Raw genomic sequence first — 19,774 nt, forward strand, 5'->3', positions numbered from 1 at the left:
AGACGCGCTTGAAGTTCGCCCCGTTCCTGCTCGCCGGCCTTGCGGTCGCCTTCGCCCCACCAGCTCAATCCAGCGCCCAGCAGAGCAAGCCCGCGGCGAAAACGGAGCTTACGGGCGGCCCGCGCCTGGAGTTTCCCGTCGCTTGCAAGATCGGCGAGAGCTGCGAGGTCCAGAACTACGTCGACCGCGATCCCGGGCCCGGCGCCCAGGACTATCGCTGTGGGACCAACACCTATCAGGCGCACGGCGGGGTCGACATCCGCATCCGTGACATGGCGGCCCAGAAGGCTGGCGTCGATGTCCTGGCCGCGGCCCCGGGGCGTGTGAGCCGCCTGCGTGACGGCGTGGAGGACGCTTCGGTCAAGGTCCGCGGAACCTCGGCGGTCGACGGCCAGGAGTGCGGCAACGGGATCGTCGTCGACCATGGCCAGGGCTGGGAGACCCAGTACTGCCACCTGGCCAAGGGCAGCCTGAAGGTGAAGACGGGCGACCAGGTGGCGGCCGGGACCCCGATCGCGCGCATCGGCTTGTCGGGCAACACTGAATACCCCCACCTGCATCTCACCGTCCGCAGGAACGGCGAGACCATCGACCCTTCCTCGCCCGAGCCGGGGTGCGGACCGACGCGATCCGGCCAGGGCCTATGGTCGCCGAAGGCCGCCCGAGCGGTCGCCTACAAGAGCGGAGCGGTGCTCAACGCCGGCTTTACGGCCGAGGCGGTCAGCATGGCCGCTATCGAGGCCGGCGCGCTGCCCAAACCGACGACCGCCACGGCCCTGATCGCCTATGTCCGCGCGATCAACCTGCACGGCGGCGACATCCAGGAACTGGCGCTGAAGGGGCCCGACGGCTCGGTCCTGGTCTCCAGCGCGCAGCCGGCCCTGGATCGCGCCAAAGCGCAATCCTTCGTGATGGCCGGCAAGAAGGCACGCGCCGGGGGCTGGGCCAAGGGGCGGTACGTCGCCACCTATGTCGTCCGGCGCGGCGGCAAGCCGGTGATTTCAAAGACGTTCGAGACGACACTTTGAGAACCCCAGCCATGCCCGCCCTTGCCCTTTTGGCGAAACCAAGCCCAACTGCCCGCCTTCGCCGGGGGGCGACGAGGGGTATTTGAACATGGACGCTGCCGGCCACGCCGCGGCCCTCTGGGTCGGGCTGCATCTGATCCTGTTGCTGGTGCTGTCGATGCTGGTCGTGCGCCAGCGCCAGCGGCACAAGGTCGCCCTGGGCGACGGCGGCGTGCCGGAGCTGGCCCAGGCCATCCGCGCGTTCGGCAACGCCACCGAATACGTCCCGGCCGCCATGATCGGCATCGCTGTCCTGGCGCTTGTCCAAGCTCCGCCGCTTGCGGTGCACCTGACCGGTCTGCTGCTGTTCTCGGGCCGTATCCTGCATGGTTTTGGCCTGTCGCGTAGCGGTGGATCGTCATTCGCCCGCTCGATCGGCGTCACCCTGACCTGGCTGGCCTATGTCTTCGCCGCCGTCGCCCTGCTGTTCTACGCGATCGCGTAGCTTGCCGCGGGCCGCGCATCCCGCCATATGGCCAGGATGGAAGAGAGCCTCTTAGCCGATGTCGTGGCCGCCGCGCTGAAAGCCGGGGCCGACGCCGCCGAAGCCGTGGGCGCCCAGCGCGCCGCCTTGGGCATCAATGTCCGCCTCGGCGAACTCGAGGAAGTCGAGCGCGAGGAAAGCCGCGACCTCGGCCTGCGGGTCTTCATCGGCCAGCGCCAAGCGACCGTGTCGGGCTCCGACATCTCGCCCGAGGCCCGCGCCAAGTTGATCGAGCGCGCCGTGGCCATGGCCCGGCTGGCGCCCGAGGATCCCTATGCGGGCCTGGCCCCTAAGGATCGACTGGCCCAGGGCCCCTTCCCCGAGCTCGACCTGTATGACCCGCAGGAAGCCACGCCCGAAGCGCTGGAGGAGGTCGCCCGCGCCGCCGAGGACGCGGCCCGCGCCAATCCGCAGGTGACCAACTCCGAGGGCGGCTCGGCCTCGTCCTCGTCGTCCCATTGGCGGTTGGTGACGTCCAGCAGCTTTTCGGGCGTCTACCAGGCCTCGGCCTTCTCGATCACCGCTTCCGTCGTCGCCGGCGACGGCGAGACCATGGAGAGCGGCTATGACGGCCGCTCCGCCCGCTGGCGCGGCGACCTGCCCAGCCCGCAGTCCATCGGCGAGGAAGCCGCCCGCCGCGCGGCCCAGCGCCTGGGCGCGCGCAAGATCGACTCCACCACCGCGGCCGTGATCTTCGAGAACCGCTCGGCCATGTCGCTGATCGGGCCGTTGATCGGCGCCATCAGCGGCCCGTCCATCGCCCGCGGCACCTCGTTCCTGAAGGACAAGCTGCACGCCCAGATCTTCGCCAAAGGCGTGAATCTCGTCGACGAGCCGCACAAGATCCGGGGCCTCGGCTCCACCCCCTTCGACGACGAGGGCGTCGCCAACCGGCGCTGGGCGCTAATCGAGGACGGTGTGCTGACCACGTGGCTCATGAACTCCTCCTCGGCCCGCCAGCTGGGGCTGGAGACCACCGGCCACGCCTCGCGGGGGCTCGCCGGGGCGCCAGGCGTGTCGACCAGCAACCTGACCCTGGAGCCTGGCGTAAAGTCGCAGGCCGAACTGATGAAGGACGCCGGCAGCGGCCTCTTGGTCACCTCGATGTTCGGCCCATCCTTGAACGGCAACACCGGCGACTGGTCTGTCGGCTGCTCCGGCTTCTGGTTCGAGAACGGCGAACTGGCCTATCCGGTCACCGAGATCACGGTCGCCGGCAACCTGATCGACATCTACGGCCGTCTGATCCCCGGCTCCGACCTCGAGATCCGCGGCTCGGCCAACGCCCCGTCGCTGCTCGTCGACGGCCTGGCCATCGCAGGACGCTGATGGCGAACGCCGCCGAGGACCTCGCCCTCATCACCCAGGCGGCGCACGAGGCGGGGGCCCTGGCGCTGAAGATGCGCAGCGCCGGCCTGACCACGGCCTACAAGGAAGGCGACTCGCCGGTCACCGACGCCGACCTCGCCACCGACGCCCAGCTCAAGGCGCTGCTGACCACCGCGCGCCCCGACTACGGCTGGCTGTCGGAGGAGACACGCGATGACCCTGCGCGGCGCACCAAGCGGCGGCTGTTCGTGGTCGACCCGATCGACGGCACCCGCGCCTTCATCAAGGGCCGTCCCTGGTGGGCGGTCTCGGTGGCGGTGGTCGAGGACGAACAGCCGATCGCCGGCGTGGTCTTCGCCCCCGACCTTGACGAGACCTATTCAGCCCAAGTCGGCCGGGGCGCGACCCTGAACGGCGCCTCGATCCGCGCATCCGAACAGGATGTCGTCGAAGGCTGGGGCAGGGGCGGCGACGCGCGCAGGTCCCCCCCCCCCGCCGGCCCCCCGCCCGGGCCGCCCTGGCGGCTCGCGCCCCGCAACTCCACGGCCCTGCGGATGTGCGTGATTGCGGCCGGCGCCTTCGACGCCACCTTGGCCCTGGTGGCCAAGTTCGACTGGGACCTGGCCGCCGCCGATCTGATCGCCCGGGAAGCCGGCGCCTTCGTCGGCGACCACAGGGGCCGCGGCTTCGTGTACAACGGCGTGAAACCGGCTCAACCGAGCCTGGTCTGCGCGGCGCCGCGCCTCGCCCCATTGATCCTGGAGCGCGTACGGCATATCGAGCTGCCGAATTGACCGAATTGGGAAACACCATGCCCGAAAAGCAGCTTCTGCACCTCGTCATTGGCGGCGAACTTGAGGATCTGGAGCACAATACGTTCCGCGATCTGAGCAAGATCGATCTGGTCGGCGCCTATGCCAGCCACGCCGAAGCCGTCGCCGCCTGGCGCCGCAAGGCCCAGGAGACCGTCGACAACGCCCTGATGCGCTACTTCATCATCCACGCGCACAAGCTGCTCGATCCGGGCAAGGATCCGCAGCAGGATTAGGCGCCCGCGAGATGCTCCCCCTCTGGGGGAGCCCCTACTCCCGCTTAAGGATGCCCTCGGTCAGAAGCCGGCCCCACATCTGGGCGCGGAAGTCGGCCTTGATGGCGGCCTCGTCATAGGCCTCGCTGTCCACCCACCCCAGGAAGCTCTGCCCCTTGGGTTCGCCCTCGGCCAGATAGCGCTCGAAGGTGTAGTCCAGCACGCCGGTCTTGCCCTGCTTCACATGCAGGTAGCGGATATGCAGCTGGTCCAGGGCCTCGCGAATCGGCAGCCCTTTGCGGAAGTGCATGTAGAAGACGCTCATGATGCCCGCCCGGTCCGCGCCGGACTTGCAGTGCATCAGCGCTGGGTACTCGATCGACTCGAACAGTTCCTTTGCGCCGTGCACGCGCGCGCGGCTGGGCACCTCGCGCGAGGTGATGGTGAAGTCGACCATCGTCAGGCCCAACCGCTTGCAGGCGTCCTTCTCCAACGCATGGAAGCTGGCGTCGAAGCCGCCGCGCAGGTTGATGACCGTCTTGATCCCGCGCTTCTTCCATTCGGCCAGCTGGTGCGGCCAAGGCTGGTTGGTGCGCACCAGTTCGTCGCTGATCCAGTGGGCGTTTGAGAAGCCCAGGCGCAGATAGGCGTGATCCTTCCAGAGATAGTCCAGATAGGTCGCAACGCGCCCCTTGGGCGTGGAAAGGTCGAAATCGGCCAAGGGCGCTTCCTGCATGAGGCGGCCTAGATAATGGCTAGCCGGCCAGGGCGGAAGGCGCCGCGGCGACGCGCCGTCAGGCGGGCGCCTTCAACACCGCCGTGAACCCGGCGACCTTGCCGCTGGACGGCATCAGCGCGCAGGTGAAGGTGAAGTCCCGCCAAGCGGCACCCGAGCGCACCTGACCAACGCCGGTCAGGCTGCGTTTGCTGACCAGCGTCAGGGTGGCCGGGTTGTCGGTGCCCAGGAACACCTTGTCGGCGTCGGGAACCTGCTTCTTCAGAGCCGGCAACGCCGCAGGCCGGCAGATGAACTCGGCCACCTTCTTGGCGTTGCTCCAGCCGCTCGCCATGCTGCGCTCCTCGGGCGACTTCAGGCCCGAGATCACCTTGGCCACCACCGCCTTCTGGGCCGGCGACAGCGGCGGTTCGGCCGGTTCGGCCCCCGTCGCGGCCAGGGCCGCCAGGGCAAGAGCGATAGTCCACATGCGCGTCTCCGTTTCGCACCGATGGATTAGCACATTCCCGAGAGGCAGGGCACAGCGGGCGCAAGGCCCCCATATGGGCTCCACAGAACCAAGACGCCGGCTTGACTTCACACGCCCGACAGCCGACCCCAAGGACCGATGGACGAACCTGCCGAACAGCTCTCCACGCGCGCCGTGATCGGCCGCATCGCGCGCACCTATATGGCGCCGCGGTGGAAGGGCTGGACCGTGGCCATGATCGCCGCCATCGCCGTGGCTTATCTGTCGGCCACCCTGATCCAGATCCTGGAGCCGGCGATCAACGACCTGCTGGTCAACCACAAGCCCGGGACGCTGCTCGCCATTCCCCTGACTATCGCGGCCCTGGCCATCGGCCGGGGCCTGGCCCAGGTGATCCAGGCTAGCCAGGTCAACCGCATCGGCAACGAGGTGGTCGGCCAGGTCCAGGTGCAGCTGTTCGGCAAGCTGGTGCGCGCCGACCTCGCACGGCTGCGCGCCGGGCACACCGGCTCCTTCGTATCCTCGGTGCTCTACGACGCAGGCCTGATACGCGAGGCGGCGACGGCCGGGATCATCAACTACACCCAGCACCTGCTGACCGTGATCGGCGCGATCGCGGTGATGGTCGGCAACGACCCTTGGCTGTCGCTGACCCTGGTGGTGGCCGCCCCGCTCTCGACCACGATCATGCGGCGGTTCTCCAAGCGCACGGTCAAGGCCACCAGGGGCGCCATGGCCGAAACCTCAGCCCTCTCGACCGCGATCATGGAGAGCCTGGACGGCGTGCGGGTGGTGAAGATCGAGAACCGCGAAGCCTACGAGGAAGACCGCGTCGCCGAGGTTGTTAAGCGCCGCCAGAAATTCCTGGTGAAGGGCGCCAACGCCCGCGCCCGCGCCGCCCCGGCCACCGAAACCCTGATGACCCTGATCACCGCCGGCGTCATCGCCTATGCCGGCTGGCGCTCGCAGTCTGGCGGCATGAACGTGGGGGCCTTCGTCGCCTTCATAGGCGCCCTGGGCCTGGCCTCGCAGTCCCTGCGCCAGATCGCCAACTTGCAGACCGTGATGGCCGAGGGCGTCTCGGCCGCGCGGCGGCTGTTCGCCGCCCTGGACGTGGAGCCCGAGGTGCGCGAGCGCGAGGGCGCCAAGCCCCTGGTCATCACCGAGGGCACGATCGCCTTCCAGGATGTCGGCTTCGCCTACCGCGCCGAGGACCGGCCCGCCCTGCAGGGCGTGAACCTTGAGGTGCGGCGCGGCGAGACGGTGGCCCTGGTCGGCCCGTCCGGTGGCGGGAAGACCACGATCCTGAACCTCATCCCCCGCTTCTACGACGCCAGCTCAGGCAAGGTGACGATCGACGGGACCGACGTGCGCGACGTCACCCTGGCCTCGCTGCGCGATCACGTCGCACTGGTCACGCAGGAGCCGTTCCTGTTCGACGACACCATCCGCGCGAACATCGCCTATGCGCGGCCCGATGCGACCGACGAACAGATCATCGAAGCGGCCAAGGCCGCCGCCGCCCATGAGTTCGTCGAAGCCCTTCCCGAGGGCTACGCCACCCTGGTCGGCGAGGCTGGCGCACGCCTGTCGGGCGGCCAACGCCAGCGCATCGCCATCGCCCGCGCCTTCCTGAAGAACGCCCCGATCCTGCTGCTGGACGAGGCCACCAGCGCCCTCGACACCGAGAGCGAGGCGCAGGTCCAGGCCGCCCTCTCGCGCCTGATGGCCGGCCGCGCAACGATGCTGATCGCCCACCGCCTGTCGACCGTGCGCGGCGCGGACCGCATCTATGTGATCGAGAAGGGCCAGGTGATCGAGAGCGGCGACCACGCCAGCCTGGTGAAACAGAAGGGCCTCTACGCCCGCCTGGCCAAGAGCCAGGACCTGGAAGCGGAACCGGCCCTTTGAAGACCCTGCTGCGAAATCCCGGCGTCCAGGCCTTTCTGGGCTGGCTGCTGTGGCTGCACCTGATCGTGACCCTGAAGTCGCGGCGCTGGACGCACGACAATCTCGCCTGCGTCGAGCCAGTGCTCGAGACGGGAAAGCCGGCCGTCGCCCTGTTCTGGCACGGCTCCATCCCGCTGTGCCTGGGCCTGGCGCCGGTCTGGTGGCGACGGGAAAAGGTGCGCTGCATGGTTTCGCCCTCGGCCGACGGCGAGTTCATCGCCCAGGCCCTGTCGCGCGCCGGCTTCCCGGCCATCCGCACCTCCTCGGCCAAGAAGGGCGACAGCAGCAAGGCCCGCGCCGCCGTCGCCGCTATCCGCGAAGCCATGAACTGGATCAACGAGGGCGGCGTGCTGATCGTCACCCCCGACGGACCGCGGGGCCCGGCCGAGGTGATCGCGGCCGGCTCGATGCAGATCGCCCGCAAGACCGGGGCGCCGATCTACCTGATGGGCCTGGCTGTCTCGCCCGCCATCACCCTCGACACCTGGGACAGGATCACTTTCGCCTGGCCGTTCGGCCGCGGGGCCACCGCCTGGGACGGTCCCTACTACGTCCCGGCGGACGCCGATGACGCGGCCCTGGGCGCCCTGACCGAAGAGCTGTCGGCGAAACTGACTGCGACCCGCGCCCGCGCCGAAGCTCTCGTTGCGCGGCGTTGATCGTTCCGCCGCACGGTGACACATAGGGGCATGGCGCACGACCATCCCGGGCATTCGCACGACGACCATGATCACGAGCACGATCGTGCGCACGACCATAGCGGCCACGGGCACTCCCATGGTCACAGCCACGGTCCCGGGGGCCACAGCCACGCGCCCAAGGACTTCGGCCGCGCCTTCGCCATCGGCGTCGGACTAAACTTCGCCTTCGTGCTGGCCGAGGCCGGGGTCGGGATCTGGTCCGGCTCGCTCGCCCTGCTGGCCGACGCCGGGCACAATCTCTCGGACGTGCTCAGCCTGCTGTTGGCCTGGGGCGCGACGATCCTCGCCAAGGCCGCCCCCACCGCCCGACGCACCTATGGCCTGCGCAAGGCCACGGTGCTCGCCTCCCTTGCCAATGCGGTCCTGCTGCTGGTCGCCGTTGGGGTGATCGTCTCCGAGGCCATCCATCGCCTGGCCGAGCCCGCGCCCATCGCCACATGGCCGGTGATGGCGGTCGCCGCCATCGGGGTGGTCATCAACACCGCTACGGCGCTGATGTTCATGAAGGGCCACGACGACCTCAACGTCCGCGGCGCGTTCCTGCACATGGCGGCGGACGCGGCCGTATCGCTGGCCGTGGTCATCGGCGCGGGGCTGATCGCCCTCACCGGCCTGATCTGGATCGACCCGGCGCTCAGCCTGCTGATCGCCGCGGTGATCGTGATCGGCACCTGGGGCCTGTTGCGCGAGTCCGTCGACCTGGCGCTCGACGCCGCGCCGCGCGGCATGGATGTGCCGGCGGTCAAGGCCTGGCTGATGTCACGCCCCGGCGTGACCGAAGTCCACGACCTGCACGTCTGGGCGATGAGCACGACCGAGACCGCGCTGACGGCCCACGTCACCCGCCCGGACAACGCCGACGGCGACGACTTCCTGCACGCGACCTGCGAGGGTCTGGCTGGCAAATTCGGCATCGGCCACGCGACCCTGCAGATCGAGACCGGTCAGTCGGCCTCCTGCCGCCTGGCCACCGTCCACGCGATCTGAGCCGCCCCTTGCGCCCGCTCTCCCTTGCGCTCTACGCGGCGGCCACGGCCCTGGCCGAGCCGCTGGCGCCGAGCCTGCTTCGCGGCCGCGCCCGCCGCGGCAAGGAGGATCCCGAGCGCCTGAAGGAGCGCCTAGGCCGCGCATCTGTCCCTCGCCCGCCCGGGCCGCTGGTCTGGCTGCATGGGGTCAGCGTCGGCGAGAGTCTGTCTCTGCTGCCGCTGGTCGAGGCGCTCGCCAAGCCTGGCCGCACTCTGCTGGTCACGTCCGGCACCCGCACCTCGGCGGAACTGCTAGCCAAGCGGCTGCCAGCCGGCGCCATCCACCAGTATGCACCTATCGACGCGCCCGGCGTCGTGAAGCGCTTCCTGGCCCACTGGCGGCCCGACACGGCCATCCAGGTCGAGAGCGAGCTCTGGCCGAACCTGATCCTGGCGACCAAGGCCAGCGGCGCGCGCATGGCCCTGGTCTCGGCCCGCATGACCCGGAAGAGCGCCGAGGGCTGGGCGCGCGTTCCCGGCGCAGCCCACGCCCTGGTTGGCGCCTTCGACCTGGTCCTCGCCCAGGATCCCGATACCGACGCGCGGCTGCAGTCCCTGGGCGCGGCCACCGGGCCGCTGCTGAACCTCAAGAGCGTCGGCGCGCCCCTGCCATGCGCCGAGGCCGACCTTGCCGCGTTCAAGGCCGCGGCCGGCGCGCGCAAGGTGATCCTCGCAGCCAGCACCCACCCGGGCGAGGAGGAGATCATCGCCCGGGCCGTCCAGGCCGCCGGCGCCGACGCCCTGCTGGTCATCGCGCCCCGCCATCCCGACCGCGGCGAGGCGGTCGCCACCCTGCTCGACCAGATGGGCTTTTCCGTCGCGCGGCGCTCGCAGGGCCAGGCCCTGCCGTCCACGATCACCGCCTATGTCGCCGACACCCTGGGCGAGATGGGCCTCTTCTTCCGCGCTTGTGACGTCGCCGTCATGGGCGGCAGCTTCGTCCCCGGGATCGGCGGCCACAATCCGCTGGAGCCGGCGCGGCTGGGCGCGACCATCGTCAGCGGGCCGCACGTCTTCAACGCGGCGGCGACCTATGCCGAGATGTTCGAGCAGGTCGCTGCGATCGAATGCGCCGACGAGGCGACCCTGGCGCGCGACCTGCGCGGCCTGCTGACCGAGCCGCTCATCGCCGCCCGGATCGGCCGCGCCGCCCGAGCTTATGCGGGCCGCCAGGGTAAGGCGTTCGAGGACGCCCTGGCCTTGCTCCAACCCCTGCTGCCGGTATGAAGCTCTCGACACCGCGCTGGTGGTACGTGCGCGAGGGCGCGCCGGCCCCCGTGACCCGCGCTCTGCTGACGCCGATCTCCTGGATCTGGGCCGCCATAACCGCCCGTCGCATCGCCAAGGCCCAGCCGGTCGATCCCGGCGCGCCGGTCATCTGCGTCGGCAACCTGACCGTCGGCGGCGCCGGCAAGACCCCGGTGGTCCGCGAGCTGCTGCGTCGTATGCCCGGCGCGCATGGTCTCTCGCGCGGTTACGGCGGATCCCAAGCCGGGCCGCTGCGGGTCGACCCCAACCGCCACACGGCCGCGGCGGTCGGCGACGAGCCGCTGATGATGGCGCGCGACGCCCCGATCTGGATCGCCCGCGACCGCGTCGCCGGGGCGCGAGCCGCGGTCGCGGCGGGCGCCAAGGCCGTGGTCATGGACGACGGCCACCAGAACCCCTCGTTGAAGAAGACCCTTTCACTGGTTGTGGTCGACGGCGAGACGCGCGACGGCGTCTGGCCGCTAGGCGACGGCGCGGTGTTTCCGGCCGGCCCCCTGCGCGAGCCCCTGACCGTAGGCTTGGCCCGCGCCGATGCGGTGATCCTGATGCTGCCGGCGGATCTTGCCACGCCGGACCCGGAGCTCATCCGCGCGTTCGGCGACAAGCCGGTGCTGGTCGCGCGCCTGCTGCCGGCCGCGCCGCCGCCACCGGGACCGCAGGTCGGCTTCGCCGGCATCGCCATGCCCTGGAAGGTCGAGAGGGCCCTGAAGGCCGCGGGCTGCGAACTGGCCGATTTCCTGCCCTTCCCCGACCACTTCGCCTATGACGCCGCCGCCCTGAGGCTGCTGGAGCAACGGGCGCAGGTGTTCGACGCCGGCCTGGTCACGACCGAGAAGGACTGGGTGCGACTGCCGCCCGCCTGGCGCGACAAGGCGCACGCCTGGCCTGTCCGGGCGGTGTTCGAGGACGAGGCCGCCCTGGAGCGCCTGTTGGCGCCCTTCATCTAGAAGGGCGGCTGAACCGGCTGGGGCGTCGCCGGGGCGGCGGGCTGCGGCGTCGCAGGAACAGGCTGGCCCTCGGCCGCAGGCGCTTCTCCCTCGACCGGAACCTCGCCGTCGATCAGGCCCTCCTCAGGCGCGATCTCTTCGGCCGGCGGCGGCGGGGGCGGCAGACCGATCTGCTTGCCGTTCACCCGCGCCACGCCCTTGCTCATGGCGAAGCGCGCGAATTCGCGCCAGATCTCCGACGGCAGGCCGGCGCCGGCCACACCGTTCATCGGACTGTTGTCGTCGTTGCCTACCCAGACCCCGATGACCATGTCTCCCACAAAGCCGAGATAGAGCGCATCGCGGTAGTCCTGGGTCGTGCCGGTCTTGCCGTAGGCGTATTGCGAGACGTTGCCGCCGTTCGCCGTGCCGAACACGACGGCGGCGCGCAACAGGTCCAGCAGGCCCTGCCGTTCCTTTTCCGGCATGACGTGCGGCGCCGGAACCCGCGCCTGGATCATGCCGTAGGGCGTCACCGGATAGCGGCCCGCCGCCACGGCGGCGTAGGCGGAGGTCATGTCCAGCAGGGTGCTGGGCGCGGTGCCCAGCGCCAGGGTCAGGTCCGGCGGGAACTTCGAGCGCACGCCCATGTCCTCGGCGGCCTTGATGATCGCATTGCGGCCCACCTGCTGGGCCAACCGTGCGGCCGCCACATTGGACGAGCCGGCGAAGGCGTTGCGCAGGTGGATCTCGCGGTTGGCGTAATGGCCTTCGTGGTTCTTGGGCGACCAGTCGGCGATGGTCACCGGCGCGTCCAAGACCAGGCTGTCGGGCGTCTGCCCCTGGCGCAGAGCGGCCTGGTAGACGAACAGCTTGAAGGCCGAGCCGGGCTGGCGCTCGGCGTCCGAGACGCGGTTGAACTGGCTGGCCTTGTAGTCGTCGCCGCCGACCATCACCAGGACGCGGCCGTCCGGGCGCATGGCGACCAGCGCCGCCTGGCTGGCGTGCAGATAGCCGCCATGGCGCTTCAGCGCGTTGCGGACGATCTCCTCGGCCTTGTCCTGCAGCACCGAGTCCAGCGTGGTCGGGACCTGCACCTCGCCGTAGGCCGCTTCGAAGGCGCGGCGGGCCTGGGGCGAGACCCAGTCGGCGAAGTAGGAGCCGACGGGCAGCTTCTCGCGGCCTTCGCGGACACGCACGTCGCGGGCGCCGCGCGCCTGAGCCGCCGTGATCACGCCGGTGTCGACCATCGTGGCCAGCACCACGTCGGCCCGCTCGCGCGCAGCCGGCAAGTTCTCGGTCGGAGCCAGGCGCGAGGGCGCCTTGACCATGCCAGCCAGCATGGCGGCCTCGCCGATGCTGAGGGTCTCGGGCGTCTTATCGAAATAGTGCCGCGCGGCGGCGCGCAGGCCGAACACCCCGTCGCCGAAGTAGACCGTCGAGAGATAGCGCGAGAGGATTTCGTTCTTGCTGAGCCGCGCCTCGAGATAGAGGGCGATCATCGCCTCCTGCGCTTTTCGTCGCAGGCTGCGCTTGTTGGTCAGAAAGGCGTTCTTGGCCAGCTGCTGGGTGATGGTCGAGCCGCCCTCCTGGACGCCCCCGGCCTTCACGTTGCGCTGGAGCGCGCGGGTCAGGGCGCGCAGGTCGATGCCCCAGTGGCTGTAGAAGCGGCGGTCCTCGATGGCTACGAACGCGCCGGGCACATACTTCGGCAGCTTGGCGACATCGACCGGCGGCTCCTTGTAGGAGCCGCGGCGCGCGAACGGCTTGCCGTCCGCCGTCACCAGCACAAGCGTCGGATTTTGCAGCGGTTCCAGCGCCCGGCCGAGCGGCAGGGACCAGACCATGAAGACGACGAGCGCCGCGAAAAGAACGACGAGCCCCGCGGCGATCTGCCAGGGGCGGCGGAGCCAGAACGGGCGCCGCGCGCGCACGACTTCAGGTGCGCTGGTTGGGTCGGTCATGGGGCTCCGGACTCGGACATTGGGCTGTCTGCCGGACGCCCTATTCGCACGCTGGACGGCGCCTTGCTAGGCCCCTGCCTATGCTCCGGCTTTCTGGGCGTACTCCCAGGCCGACTTGGCGAGCAGCGGCACGCGTTCGGCCATGGCCGCCGCCTGCGGGCTGTTGGCGGTGCCATCGCGCACTCGTCCGACGATCCCCTGGCAGATTCCGGCCAGGCGGAACATGTTGTAGGACAGGAACCAGTCGAGGTGACCGAGCCCCGAGCGGCCGGTGCGGGCGCAATAGGCCGCGACCGCCTCTTCGATCGTCGGGATGCCATGGGCCTTCAGGTCGGGGATCTGAGCGATCGTGCCGTTGACCCAGTTCATCAGCAGGTAGGTGAAATCGGCGAGCGGCTCGCCAAGCGTGCCCAGTTCCCAGTCCAGCACGGCGATCACCCGCGCCTCGGTGGGATGGATGACCATGTTGTCGAGGCGGTAGTCGCCGTGCACGATCGAGGTGCGCTCCTGCTCGGGCAGGGTCCTGGGCAGCCACTCGATCAGCCGCTCCATCTCCTCGATGTGGACGGTCTCCGAGGCCTTGTACTGCTTAGTCCAGCGGTCGACCTGACGGCCCATATAGTTGCCGGGCTTGCCGTAGTCGCCGAGGCCAATGGCCTGGTAGTCGGTGTTGTGCAGGTCGGCCAGGGTGTTGATCTTGGCCATGAAGATCGCATGGCGCTCGGCCGGCTCGTACTGCGGCAGTTGCTGGTCCCAGAGGATGCGGCCCTCGACCATGTCCATCACGTAGAACATGGTGCCGATCACCGCCTCGTCGGTGCACAGCCCGTAGGAGCGCGCCACCGGAAAGCCCGTCGGATAGAGGGCCGTGATGACCTTGTACTCGCGGTCGACCGCGTGGGCCGAGGGCAGCAGCTTGCCCGGCGGCTTGCGCCGCATGACGTACTTCTTCGAGGGCGTGATCAGCTGGTAGGTCGGGTTCGACTGGCCGCCCTTGAACTGGCGCACTTCCAGCGGCCCTGCATAGCCCTCGACATTGGCCTCCATCCACGCGGCCAGGGCGGCCTCGTCGAAGCGGTGGCTCTCGGCGACCTCTTTGGTCCCGCTGTTGAGCTGTTCCCGCTGTTGCTCGGCGGAGTCGACCATGGCGTTCCCTCGGAGTCGTACAGTTGTTTGAACCACCATACCGACCCTGCCACGGCGTGAGCAAGCGGCCAGGACGCCTCCGTACCGAAACCTCTAAAATCTAACGCGCCGTCAGCGCCCGCCAACCGATGTCGGTGCGGTGGAAACCGCCCGGCCAGTCGATGCGCGCGATGGCTTCGTAAGCCTTGTCGCGCGCGGCCTGCAGGGTCGCGCCGCGGGCGCAGACGTTCAGCACCCGCCCGCCCGAGGCGCGCAGGGTCCCGTCCTCGTCGCGCGAGGTCCCAGCGTGGAAGACCACGACCTCCGGGCCGAAATCCTGCTCGGCGCCGCGGATGATCGAGCCGGTCACCGGGCTCTCCGGATAGCCGTCGGCGGCCAGCACGACGCAGATCGCCGCCTCGTCGCGCCAGACCGGCGCCGGCATCTGGCCGAGCGTTCCGTTGGCGCAGGCGACGAGATAGGGAACCAGGTCGCTCTCGAGCCGCAGCATCAGCACCTGGCACTCCGGATCGCCGAAGCGAACGTTGAACTCGACCAGCTTCGGGCCGTCCTGAGTGGCCATCAGCTCGACGAACAGCACGCCCTTGTATGGCGCGCCCTCGGCGGCGATGCCCGCGAAGGCCGGAACCGCCAGTCGCGTGCGGACCTGCTCGACCAGTTCGTCGGTGAAGACGGGCGCCGGGGAATAGGTGCCCATGCCGCCGGTGTTGGGGCCCATCTCGCCGTCATAGGCGCGCTTGTGGTCCTGGGCCGAGCCGAAGACGATGGAGTCCTTGCCGTCGCAGAGCGCGAACAGCGAGCCGATCTCGCCGTCGAGGAACTCTTCGATCACGACGCGCGCCCCGGCCGAACCGAAGCGCCCGCCCAGGGCGTCGTCGATGGCGGCCTCGGCCTCGGCGCGGTCCTGGGCGATCACCACGCCCTTGCCGGCGGCGAGGCCGTCGGCCTTGATCACATAGGGCGGCGAGAAGCGGTCGAGCGCCGCCTTGGCCGCGGCCGCATCGTCGCAGACCTTGTAGCCGGAGGTCGGCAGGCCATGCCGGTCGGTGAAGGCCTTGGTGAAGGCCTTGGAGGATTCGAGTTGGCCTGCGGCCGCCACCGGGCCGAAACAAGCGATGCCGGCCTTGGCGGCGGCGTCGGCGAGGCCGGCCTCAACAGAGACCTCCGGGCCTATGACGATCAGGTCAGCGGCGATCTCATGGGCCAAGGCGATCAGGCCCGGCACGTCGGTGGTCTTCAGGGCGCGAAGCTCGCCCAGACCCGCCATGCCCGGATTGCCCGGCGCCATCACCAGGCGCTTCACCAGCGGCGAGGCCGCGATCTTCCAGGCCAGGGCGTGTTCGCGCCCGCCGGAGCCGACGAGGAGAATGTTCATGGCGCGAGCCTTTGGCGTGGCCCGCGCCACGGGTCAAGGATGGCCGCTTCACGGACGCGCCCCGCCGCCGTTCTCAATCGCGGACAACGGTACGGCTCCTCCCGCGAATCGGGAGGAGCCGTAGCTCAGGCGTCGGAGAAAATCTCCTCGATCGGCTTGTCGAACAGCCGCGCGATCTTGAAGGCGAGCGGCAGGCTGGGATCGTACTTGCCGGTCTCGATGGCGTTGATGCTCTGGCGCGAGACCCGGAGGCGGTCGGCGAGGTCCGCCTGGCTCCAGTCACGCTCGGCGCGCAGGACCTTCAGTCGGTTCTTCATCGGCCCGTCACCGCTTCGAGATCCACCAGCCGGCCCAAGCTACGAAATAGCACGCCGCCTGCAGCCCCATGGCCGCCAACATGCCAAAGCCGACGAGATCACCCGCCCCGGCGCCGTCGGCCAGGTCGATCAGCAACGGATCGATATTCGCCTTGGCCAGCGCCACTGACAGGACGAGGGCGATCGCAACCCCGACGCTGCCTCCCCAATACCAGGCGAACTTGTGGGCTTCGCGCGCAGCCTCATCGAGCCGTCGCCAATAGGACACGGTTCCAACGAGGGCGATGCAGAGGACGACAGCAACCATCACCGCCGCGCCTAGCGGGCCCTCGAGCAGGCCGAGCGAGCGCATGCCTAGGCCCAAGGCAAGACCTGCCAAGGCCATCACCATTGCGACCAGCCAAGCCGGCCCACGACCGAAAACATCTTTTGAAATCAAAATCGCATCTCCCCTGACAGGCCCCGCTCTCGACAATGACCCTTGTCGATAAGACAAGCAAACATGACACGTGAAGGCATGTCAAGTGACCACGACAAAAAGTCAGGTTGCGGCGACTTTTCGGTCAGCCCCAGATGCGGAAATGCTTGGAGAGCTTGAGGCCCTGGCGCTGGTAGTGCGACCCGCCCTCGCCGTAGAGACGGGCAGGTTTTGCAGTCAGCGGTTCATAAACCAGCCGAGCCACAGTCTGGCCGTCCTCCAGCAGGAAAGGCGTCTCGTGGCTGCGGACCTCCAGCACCCCGCGCGAGCCGACGCCGCCCGCCTCCTCCGTCCCAAAGCCCGGGTCGAAGAAGCCGGCGTAGTGGACGCGGAACTCCCCGACCGACGGATCGATCGGCGTCATCTCCGCCGCCTGCAGCACCGGGATCTCGACCGCCTCCTTGGAGGCCAGGATGTAGAACTCGCCCGGATCCAGCAGCAGCTCCCCGTGGCGCGGGATCAGCGGCTCCCAGAAGTCCTTGGGGTCGTGACCGTCGACATGATCCATGTCGACCACGCCGGCGTGGCGGCGGGCGCGGAAGCCGGCGATCTCCTGAGTCAGGTCGACGCCGACGCTGCGGACCTGCAGCTTCGGCGGCTCGCCGCGCTTAAGCCGCAGTTGATTGAGCCGGGTGGAGGAGCGCACCAGGATCGAGAAGGTCTGGGGCGCGATCTCGATATAGGTCGGGCCGACATAGCCCTCGGCCACGTCGTCGAAAGCGACCGAGTTGTTGGTCAGCAGGCGCACGAAGACGTCGACCCGGCCGGTCGAGCTTTTCGGATTGGCGCGGGCTGACACGCCCTTGGGCAGGGCCAGCGCTTCCTGTAGCTCGGCGATGTAGACGCAGCCCTTCTCCAGCACCGCGCCACGGGTCAGGTCGAGCTCGTGCATGGCGACATCGGCGATGCGCTGGGGCACGGTGCGGCCGAGGCCCGGCAGGAACGAGGCGCGCACCCGCCAGGCCCGCGCGCCCAGGCGCAGGTCGAGGCTGGCCGGCTGCACCTGGTCGGCGTCGAACGGGCGCGAGGACGTGATGGCGCCGGCGGCGATCAGGTCTTCGATGGACTGGGAGGGCAGGATGCCAGGGGCTTCACTCATCGGCGCGACACTCGCCGCCCGCCACGAGTCTGGCAAGGCCGGGCGGCGGTTCTGCTGCAAGCTGCGGCAGATTTTCACTGGTGGCGAAGGAGCGGCCGCGGCGTTAGAAGGCCCCAGCCTTTAAGAGTGAAAGGAAATCCGTCATGGCCGAAGACACCCGCGACTGGGAGCTCGAAACCAAGCTGGTGCGCGGCGGCCTGAACCGAACGCCCTATGGCGAGATTTCCGAGGCCCTCTTCCTTACCCAGAGCTTCTCGTACGAGAGCGCCGGCGCGGCCGACAAGCGCTTCTCAGGCGAGGAGCCCGGCTTCATCTACCAGCGCTTCGGCAACCCGACGACGGCGATGTTCGAGGAGCGCCTGGCCCTGCTGGAAGGCGCCGACGCCTGCCGCGCCACCGCCTCGGGCATGGCCGCCGTGCACGTGGCGCTGATGGGCCTGGTGCGGGCCGGCGACCACATCGTGGCCGGGCGCGCCCTGTTCGGTTCCTGCCGCTGGATCCTCTCGGATTGGATGCCGCGCTTCGGCGTCGAGGTGACCTATGTCGACGCCACCGACCTGGCGGCCTGGCGCAACGCCGTGCGACCCAACACCAAGGCCTTCCTGGTCGAGAGCCCCGCCAACCCGCTGCTGGAGGTGACGGCCATCGGCGCGGTCGCCGAGATCGCCCGCGAGGCCGGCGCCAAGCTGGTCGTCGACAACGTGTTCGCCACGCCGGTCTTCCAAAAGCCGCTGGCGCTGGGCGCGGACGTCGTCGTCTATTCGGCCACCAAGCACATCGACGGCCAGGGCCGGGTGCTGGGCGGCGCCATCCTCGGCGCCGAGCCGCTGATGACCGAGACTTACAAGGACATCCTGCGCCATACCGGCCCCGCCCTGTCGCCGTTCAACGCCTGGGTGCTGCTGAAGGGCCTGGAGACCCTGGACCTGCGCGTGCGCCGCCAGGCCGAGAACGCCGCCAAGGTGGCCGACGTGATCGCCGCGCATTCCAAGGCCAAAACCGTGCTCTACCCGACACGGCCTGACCACCCGCAGGCGGCGCTGATCGCCAACCAGATGACCGGCGGCGGCAATGTCGTGGCCTTCGACCTGGGGAGCCGCGAGGCGGCCTGGCGCTTCCTTGACGCGCTGCAGATCGTCGACATCTCGAACAACCTCGGCGACGCCAAGTCGATGGCCACGCACCCGTGCACCACCACCCACCGCTCGATGCCGGAGGCCGAGCGCCTGGAGATCGGCCTGACCGAGGGCTGGGTGCGGATGAGCGTCGGCCTGGAAGGCCCCGGCGACCTGACCCGCGACGTCAGCCGGGCCCTGGACGCAGCCTAGCCGGCCAGCCAGGCGAGCAGTTCGGCGCCGATCTCGGTTGGATAGGTGTGCGCGAGGTCGGGGATTTCGCGATAGGTCACCTCCGCCCCGACCGCCTCGAGCGCCGCGGCGGCCCCGCGCGCCATGTCGACCGGGAACATCCAGTCCAGCGCGCCATGAGCGATATGGATCGGCAGGCCGCGCAGGCGCCCGCCGTCGGCCACTTGAGCCAGCATCGGATGGAAGGCGGCGGCGACCGGCGCCAGGTGGGTGAAGGGCGAGGCCGTTTCCAGCCCGCTGACATAGGTGAAGGCGCCGCCGTCGCTCATGCCGGTGAGCAGCAGGCGGTGCGGATCGAGCCGCCAGCGCGCGTCCACCTCGTCCAGAATGCGCGCCAGGTTCGGCGTGTCGCGGTCCGGCCCGGTCAACGCCCAGGTCTCGCCCAGGGCGGTCGGGGCGACGACGATCGCGCCATGGCTGCGCGCGGCCCGCAGCCAGCTCCACAGGAAGGCCCGGCCGTTCCCTGATCCGCCGTGCAGCGCCACCACCAGCGGCCATGCGCGACCGGCCTCGTAGTACTCCGGCACATAGAGCGAGAACGCCCCGCGCGCGCCGGGCTCCCCGCCGCCGTGCATAACACCCGTGTCCGGCGCCGGGGCCCTGAACCGCGCCTGTAGCGCCGCATCGCTGCGCAGGTCCGGCTCCAGGAAGAAGCGGTTCACCGGCGGTAGTATTCCCGCGAGCGGATAGAGCGCCTCCAGAGCACGCGGGCCTTTGCGCAGGGCGCGAAAGGCGGCCAACACGTCGCCGGTCTCGACGCCGGCCCGCAGCCCTTCGAATCCGGCGACGACGGCGTTCGACGCTTCCGCCAGCGGCTCGCGCAGGGCTGCGGCCGGCCCTTGCCACCGGGCCAGCGGGGCCAGGGCGTCGCGCACCGCCGCGTCAGGGGCGCCGACCGCCGCGATCAGGGCTTCCAGTTCGGGCGGGTTGAGGCGACGAGCCACGAAGGCGAAAGCCTCCAGCGCGCCAAGCAGCGCGCCGGTCAACGCGGCCAGGTCCTCGAATTCCCGGTCTTCCAAAGCGCCCTCCCGTTCCTGGCCGGCGG

Annotated in this window: 20 protein-coding genes; 11 read left to right on the plus strand and 9 right to left on the minus strand. The window is 69.7% G+C overall.

Annotated features, from left to right (window positions below; all coding sequences use genetic code 11):
• The first annotated feature begins 8 nt into the window (after nt 1-8).
• The 5 genes from ACE3T2_RS08260 (at nt 9) to ACE3T2_RS08280 (ending at nt 3,928) form a co-directional block, all read left to right on the plus strand.
• A complete protein-coding gene (locus tag ACE3T2_RS08260) occupies nt 9-1,028 on the plus strand; it encodes a M23 family metallopeptidase (protein ID WP_374656605.1) in 1,020 nt (339 codons plus the stop codon).
• A gap of 88 nt (nt 1,029-1,116) precedes the next feature.
• On the plus strand, nt 1,117-1,512 hold the full coding sequence (locus ACE3T2_RS08265) for an MAPEG family protein (protein ID WP_374656607.1): 396 nt from the start codon (nt 1,117-1,119) through the stop codon (nt 1,510-1,512).
• A 36-nt stretch (nt 1,513-1,548) separates the two neighbouring features.
• On the plus strand, nt 1,549-2,880 hold the full coding sequence (locus tag ACE3T2_RS08270; protein ID WP_374656609.1) for a TldD/PmbA family protein: 1,332 nt from the start codon (nt 1,549-1,551) through the stop codon (nt 2,878-2,880).
• A complete protein-coding gene (locus tag ACE3T2_RS08275; RefSeq protein WP_374656611.1) occupies nt 2,880-3,674 on the plus strand; it encodes a 3'(2'),5'-bisphosphate nucleotidase CysQ in 795 nt (264 codons plus the stop codon). The genes ACE3T2_RS08270 and ACE3T2_RS08275 overlap by 1 nt, the downstream gene beginning before the upstream one ends.
• A 17-nt stretch (nt 3,675-3,691) precedes the next feature.
• The gene (locus ACE3T2_RS08280) at nt 3,692-3,928 is read left to right on the plus strand and encodes a DUF4170 domain-containing protein (RefSeq protein ID WP_374656755.1); all 237 of its coding nucleotides are present in this window, start codon (nt 3,692-3,694) and stop codon (nt 3,926-3,928) included.
• 34 nt (nt 3,929-3,962) lie between these two features.
• Here the strand turns inward: ACE3T2_RS08280 and ACE3T2_RS08285 are convergent, their stop codons facing one another.
• Both ACE3T2_RS08285 and ACE3T2_RS08290 read right to left on the minus strand, forming a co-directional pair.
• Entirely contained in the window at nt 3,963-4,628 is a 666-nt protein-coding gene (locus tag ACE3T2_RS08285) for a protein tyrosine phosphatase (protein WP_374656613.1), read from the minus strand.
• Nucleotides 4,629-4,701: 73 nt separating this feature from the next.
• Complete coding sequence (locus ACE3T2_RS08290) at nt 4,702-5,112, minus strand: hypothetical protein (protein WP_374656615.1); 411 nt, start codon at nt 5,110-5,112, stop codon at nt 4,702-4,704.
• Between the two features lie 138 nt (nt 5,113-5,250).
• Between ACE3T2_RS08290 and ACE3T2_RS08295 the strand changes: the two genes are divergently transcribed.
• From ACE3T2_RS08295 to lpxK, 5 genes are read left to right on the plus strand one after another with little or no spacing between them, the layout of a single operon-like run.
• A complete protein-coding gene (locus ACE3T2_RS08295; RefSeq protein WP_374656617.1) occupies nt 5,251-7,023 on the plus strand; it encodes an ABC transporter ATP-binding protein in 1,773 nt (590 codons plus the stop codon).
• Nucleotides 7,020-7,721 (plus strand): lysophospholipid acyltransferase family protein, encoded by a 702-nt coding sequence (locus tag ACE3T2_RS08300; RefSeq protein ID WP_374656619.1) that lies wholly within the window; start codon nt 7,020-7,022, stop codon nt 7,719-7,721. Before ACE3T2_RS08295 ends, ACE3T2_RS08300 begins: the two co-directional genes overlap by 4 nt.
• 30 nt (nt 7,722-7,751) lie before the next feature.
• Nucleotides 7,752-8,750, plus strand: coding sequence for a cation diffusion facilitator family transporter (locus tag ACE3T2_RS08305; RefSeq protein WP_374656621.1), 999 nt, complete (start codon nt 7,752-7,754; stop codon nt 8,748-8,750).
• A gap of 8 nt (nt 8,751-8,758) precedes the next feature.
• Entirely contained in the window at nt 8,759-10,015 is a 1,257-nt protein-coding gene (locus ACE3T2_RS08310) for a 3-deoxy-D-manno-octulosonic acid transferase (protein WP_374656623.1), read from the plus strand.
• Nucleotides 10,012-11,004, plus strand: a complete 993-nt coding sequence (gene lpxK, locus ACE3T2_RS08315; protein WP_374656625.1) for a tetraacyldisaccharide 4'-kinase — start codon at nt 10,012-10,014, stop codon at nt 11,002-11,004. Before ACE3T2_RS08310 ends, lpxK begins: the two co-directional genes overlap by 4 nt.
• On the opposite strand, the gene ACE3T2_RS08320 is transcribed toward lpxK, so the two are convergent.
• From ACE3T2_RS08320 to ACE3T2_RS08345, 6 genes are all read right to left on the minus strand, one after another.
• Nucleotides 11,001-12,947, minus strand: coding sequence for a transglycosylase domain-containing protein (locus ACE3T2_RS08320; RefSeq protein WP_374656627.1), 1,947 nt, complete (start codon nt 12,945-12,947; stop codon nt 11,001-11,003). The two genes, lpxK and ACE3T2_RS08320, sit on opposite strands and share 4 nt — an antisense overlap.
• A gap of 78 nt (nt 12,948-13,025) precedes the next feature.
• Entirely contained in the window at nt 13,026-14,093 is a 1,068-nt protein-coding gene (locus ACE3T2_RS08325; protein WP_374656629.1) for a phosphotransferase family protein, read from the minus strand.
• A 100-nt stretch (nt 14,094-14,193) separates the two neighbouring features.
• A complete protein-coding gene (gene purD, locus ACE3T2_RS08330; protein WP_374656631.1) occupies nt 14,194-15,468 on the minus strand; it encodes a phosphoribosylamine--glycine ligase in 1,275 nt (424 codons plus the stop codon).
• A 125-nt stretch (nt 15,469-15,593) separates the two neighbouring features.
• Nucleotides 15,594-15,785, minus strand: coding sequence for a helix-turn-helix transcriptional regulator (locus tag ACE3T2_RS08335; protein WP_374656633.1), 192 nt, complete (start codon nt 15,783-15,785; stop codon nt 15,594-15,596).
• A gap of 7 nt (nt 15,786-15,792) precedes the next feature.
• Nucleotides 15,793-16,137, minus strand: coding sequence for a hypothetical protein (locus ACE3T2_RS08340; RefSeq protein ID WP_374656635.1), 345 nt, complete (start codon nt 16,135-16,137; stop codon nt 15,793-15,795).
• 211 nt (nt 16,138-16,348) lie between these two features.
• On the minus strand, nt 16,349-17,362 hold the full coding sequence (locus ACE3T2_RS08345) for a 2'-deoxycytidine 5'-triphosphate deaminase (RefSeq protein WP_374656637.1): 1,014 nt from the start codon (nt 17,360-17,362) through the stop codon (nt 16,349-16,351).
• Nucleotides 17,363-17,505: 143 nt separating this feature from the next.
• Here ACE3T2_RS08345 and metZ point away from each other — a divergent pair, with 143 nt between their 5' ends.
• Nucleotides 17,506-18,690 (plus strand): O-succinylhomoserine sulfhydrylase, encoded by a 1,185-nt coding sequence (metZ, locus tag ACE3T2_RS08350; RefSeq protein ID WP_374656639.1) that lies wholly within the window; start codon nt 17,506-17,508, stop codon nt 18,688-18,690.
• Here the strand turns inward: metZ and ACE3T2_RS08355 are convergent.
• A complete protein-coding gene (locus ACE3T2_RS08355) occupies nt 18,687-19,748 on the minus strand; it encodes a hypothetical protein (protein ID WP_374656641.1) in 1,062 nt (353 codons plus the stop codon). The two genes, metZ and ACE3T2_RS08355, sit on opposite strands and share 4 nt — an antisense overlap.
• Between the last annotated feature and the right edge of the window lie 26 nt (nt 19,749-19,774).

Source organism: Phenylobacterium sp. (assembly GCF_041919955.1).
Taxonomy (GTDB): Bacteria; Pseudomonadota; Alphaproteobacteria; order Caulobacterales; family Caulobacteraceae; genus Phenylobacterium.

Coding starts and splice junctions, on each gene's coding strand:
- ACE3T2_RS08265 (WP_374656607.1), top strand. CDS start 1,117: ATGGACGCTGCCGGCCACGCCGCGGCCCTCTGGGTCGGGCTGCATCTG.
- ACE3T2_RS08270 (WP_374656609.1), top strand. CDS start 1,549: ATGGAAGAGAGCCTCTTAGCCGATGTCGTGGCCGCCGCGCTGAAAGCC.
- ACE3T2_RS08275 (WP_374656611.1), top strand. CDS start 2,880: ATGGCGAACGCCGCCGAGGACCTCGCCCTCATCACCCAGGCGGCGCAC.
- ACE3T2_RS08280 (WP_374656755.1), top strand. CDS start 3,692: ATGCCCGAAAAGCAGCTTCTGCACCTCGTCATTGGCGGCGAACTTGAG.
- ACE3T2_RS08290 (WP_374656615.1), bottom strand. CDS start 5,112: ATGTGGACTATCGCTCTTGCCCTGGCGGCCCTGGCCGCGACGGGGGCC.
- ACE3T2_RS08295 (WP_374656617.1), top strand. CDS start 5,251: ATGGACGAACCTGCCGAACAGCTCTCCACGCGCGCCGTGATCGGCCGC.
- ACE3T2_RS08305 (WP_374656621.1), top strand. CDS start 7,752: ATGGCGCACGACCATCCCGGGCATTCGCACGACGACCATGATCACGAG.
- lpxK (WP_374656625.1), top strand. CDS start 10,012: ATGAAGCTCTCGACACCGCGCTGGTGGTACGTGCGCGAGGGCGCGCCG.
- ACE3T2_RS08320 (WP_374656627.1), bottom strand. CDS start 12,947: ATGACCGACCCAACCAGCGCACCTGAAGTCGTGCGCGCGCGGCGCCCG.
- ACE3T2_RS08325 (WP_374656629.1), bottom strand. CDS start 14,093: ATGGTCGACTCCGCCGAGCAACAGCGGGAACAGCTCAACAGCGGGACC.
- purD (WP_374656631.1), bottom strand. CDS start 15,468: ATGAACATTCTCCTCGTCGGCTCCGGCGGGCGCGAACACGCCCTGGCC.
- ACE3T2_RS08335 (WP_374656633.1), bottom strand. CDS start 15,785: ATGAAGAACCGACTGAAGGTCCTGCGCGCCGAGCGTGACTGGAGCCAG.
- ACE3T2_RS08340 (WP_374656635.1), bottom strand. CDS start 16,137: ATGCGCTCGCTCGGCCTGCTCGAGGGCCCGCTAGGCGCGGCGGTGATG.
- ACE3T2_RS08345 (WP_374656637.1), bottom strand. CDS start 17,362: ATGAGTGAAGCCCCTGGCATCCTGCCCTCCCAGTCCATCGAAGACCTG.
- metZ (WP_374656639.1), top strand. CDS start 17,506: ATGGCCGAAGACACCCGCGACTGGGAGCTCGAAACCAAGCTGGTGCGC.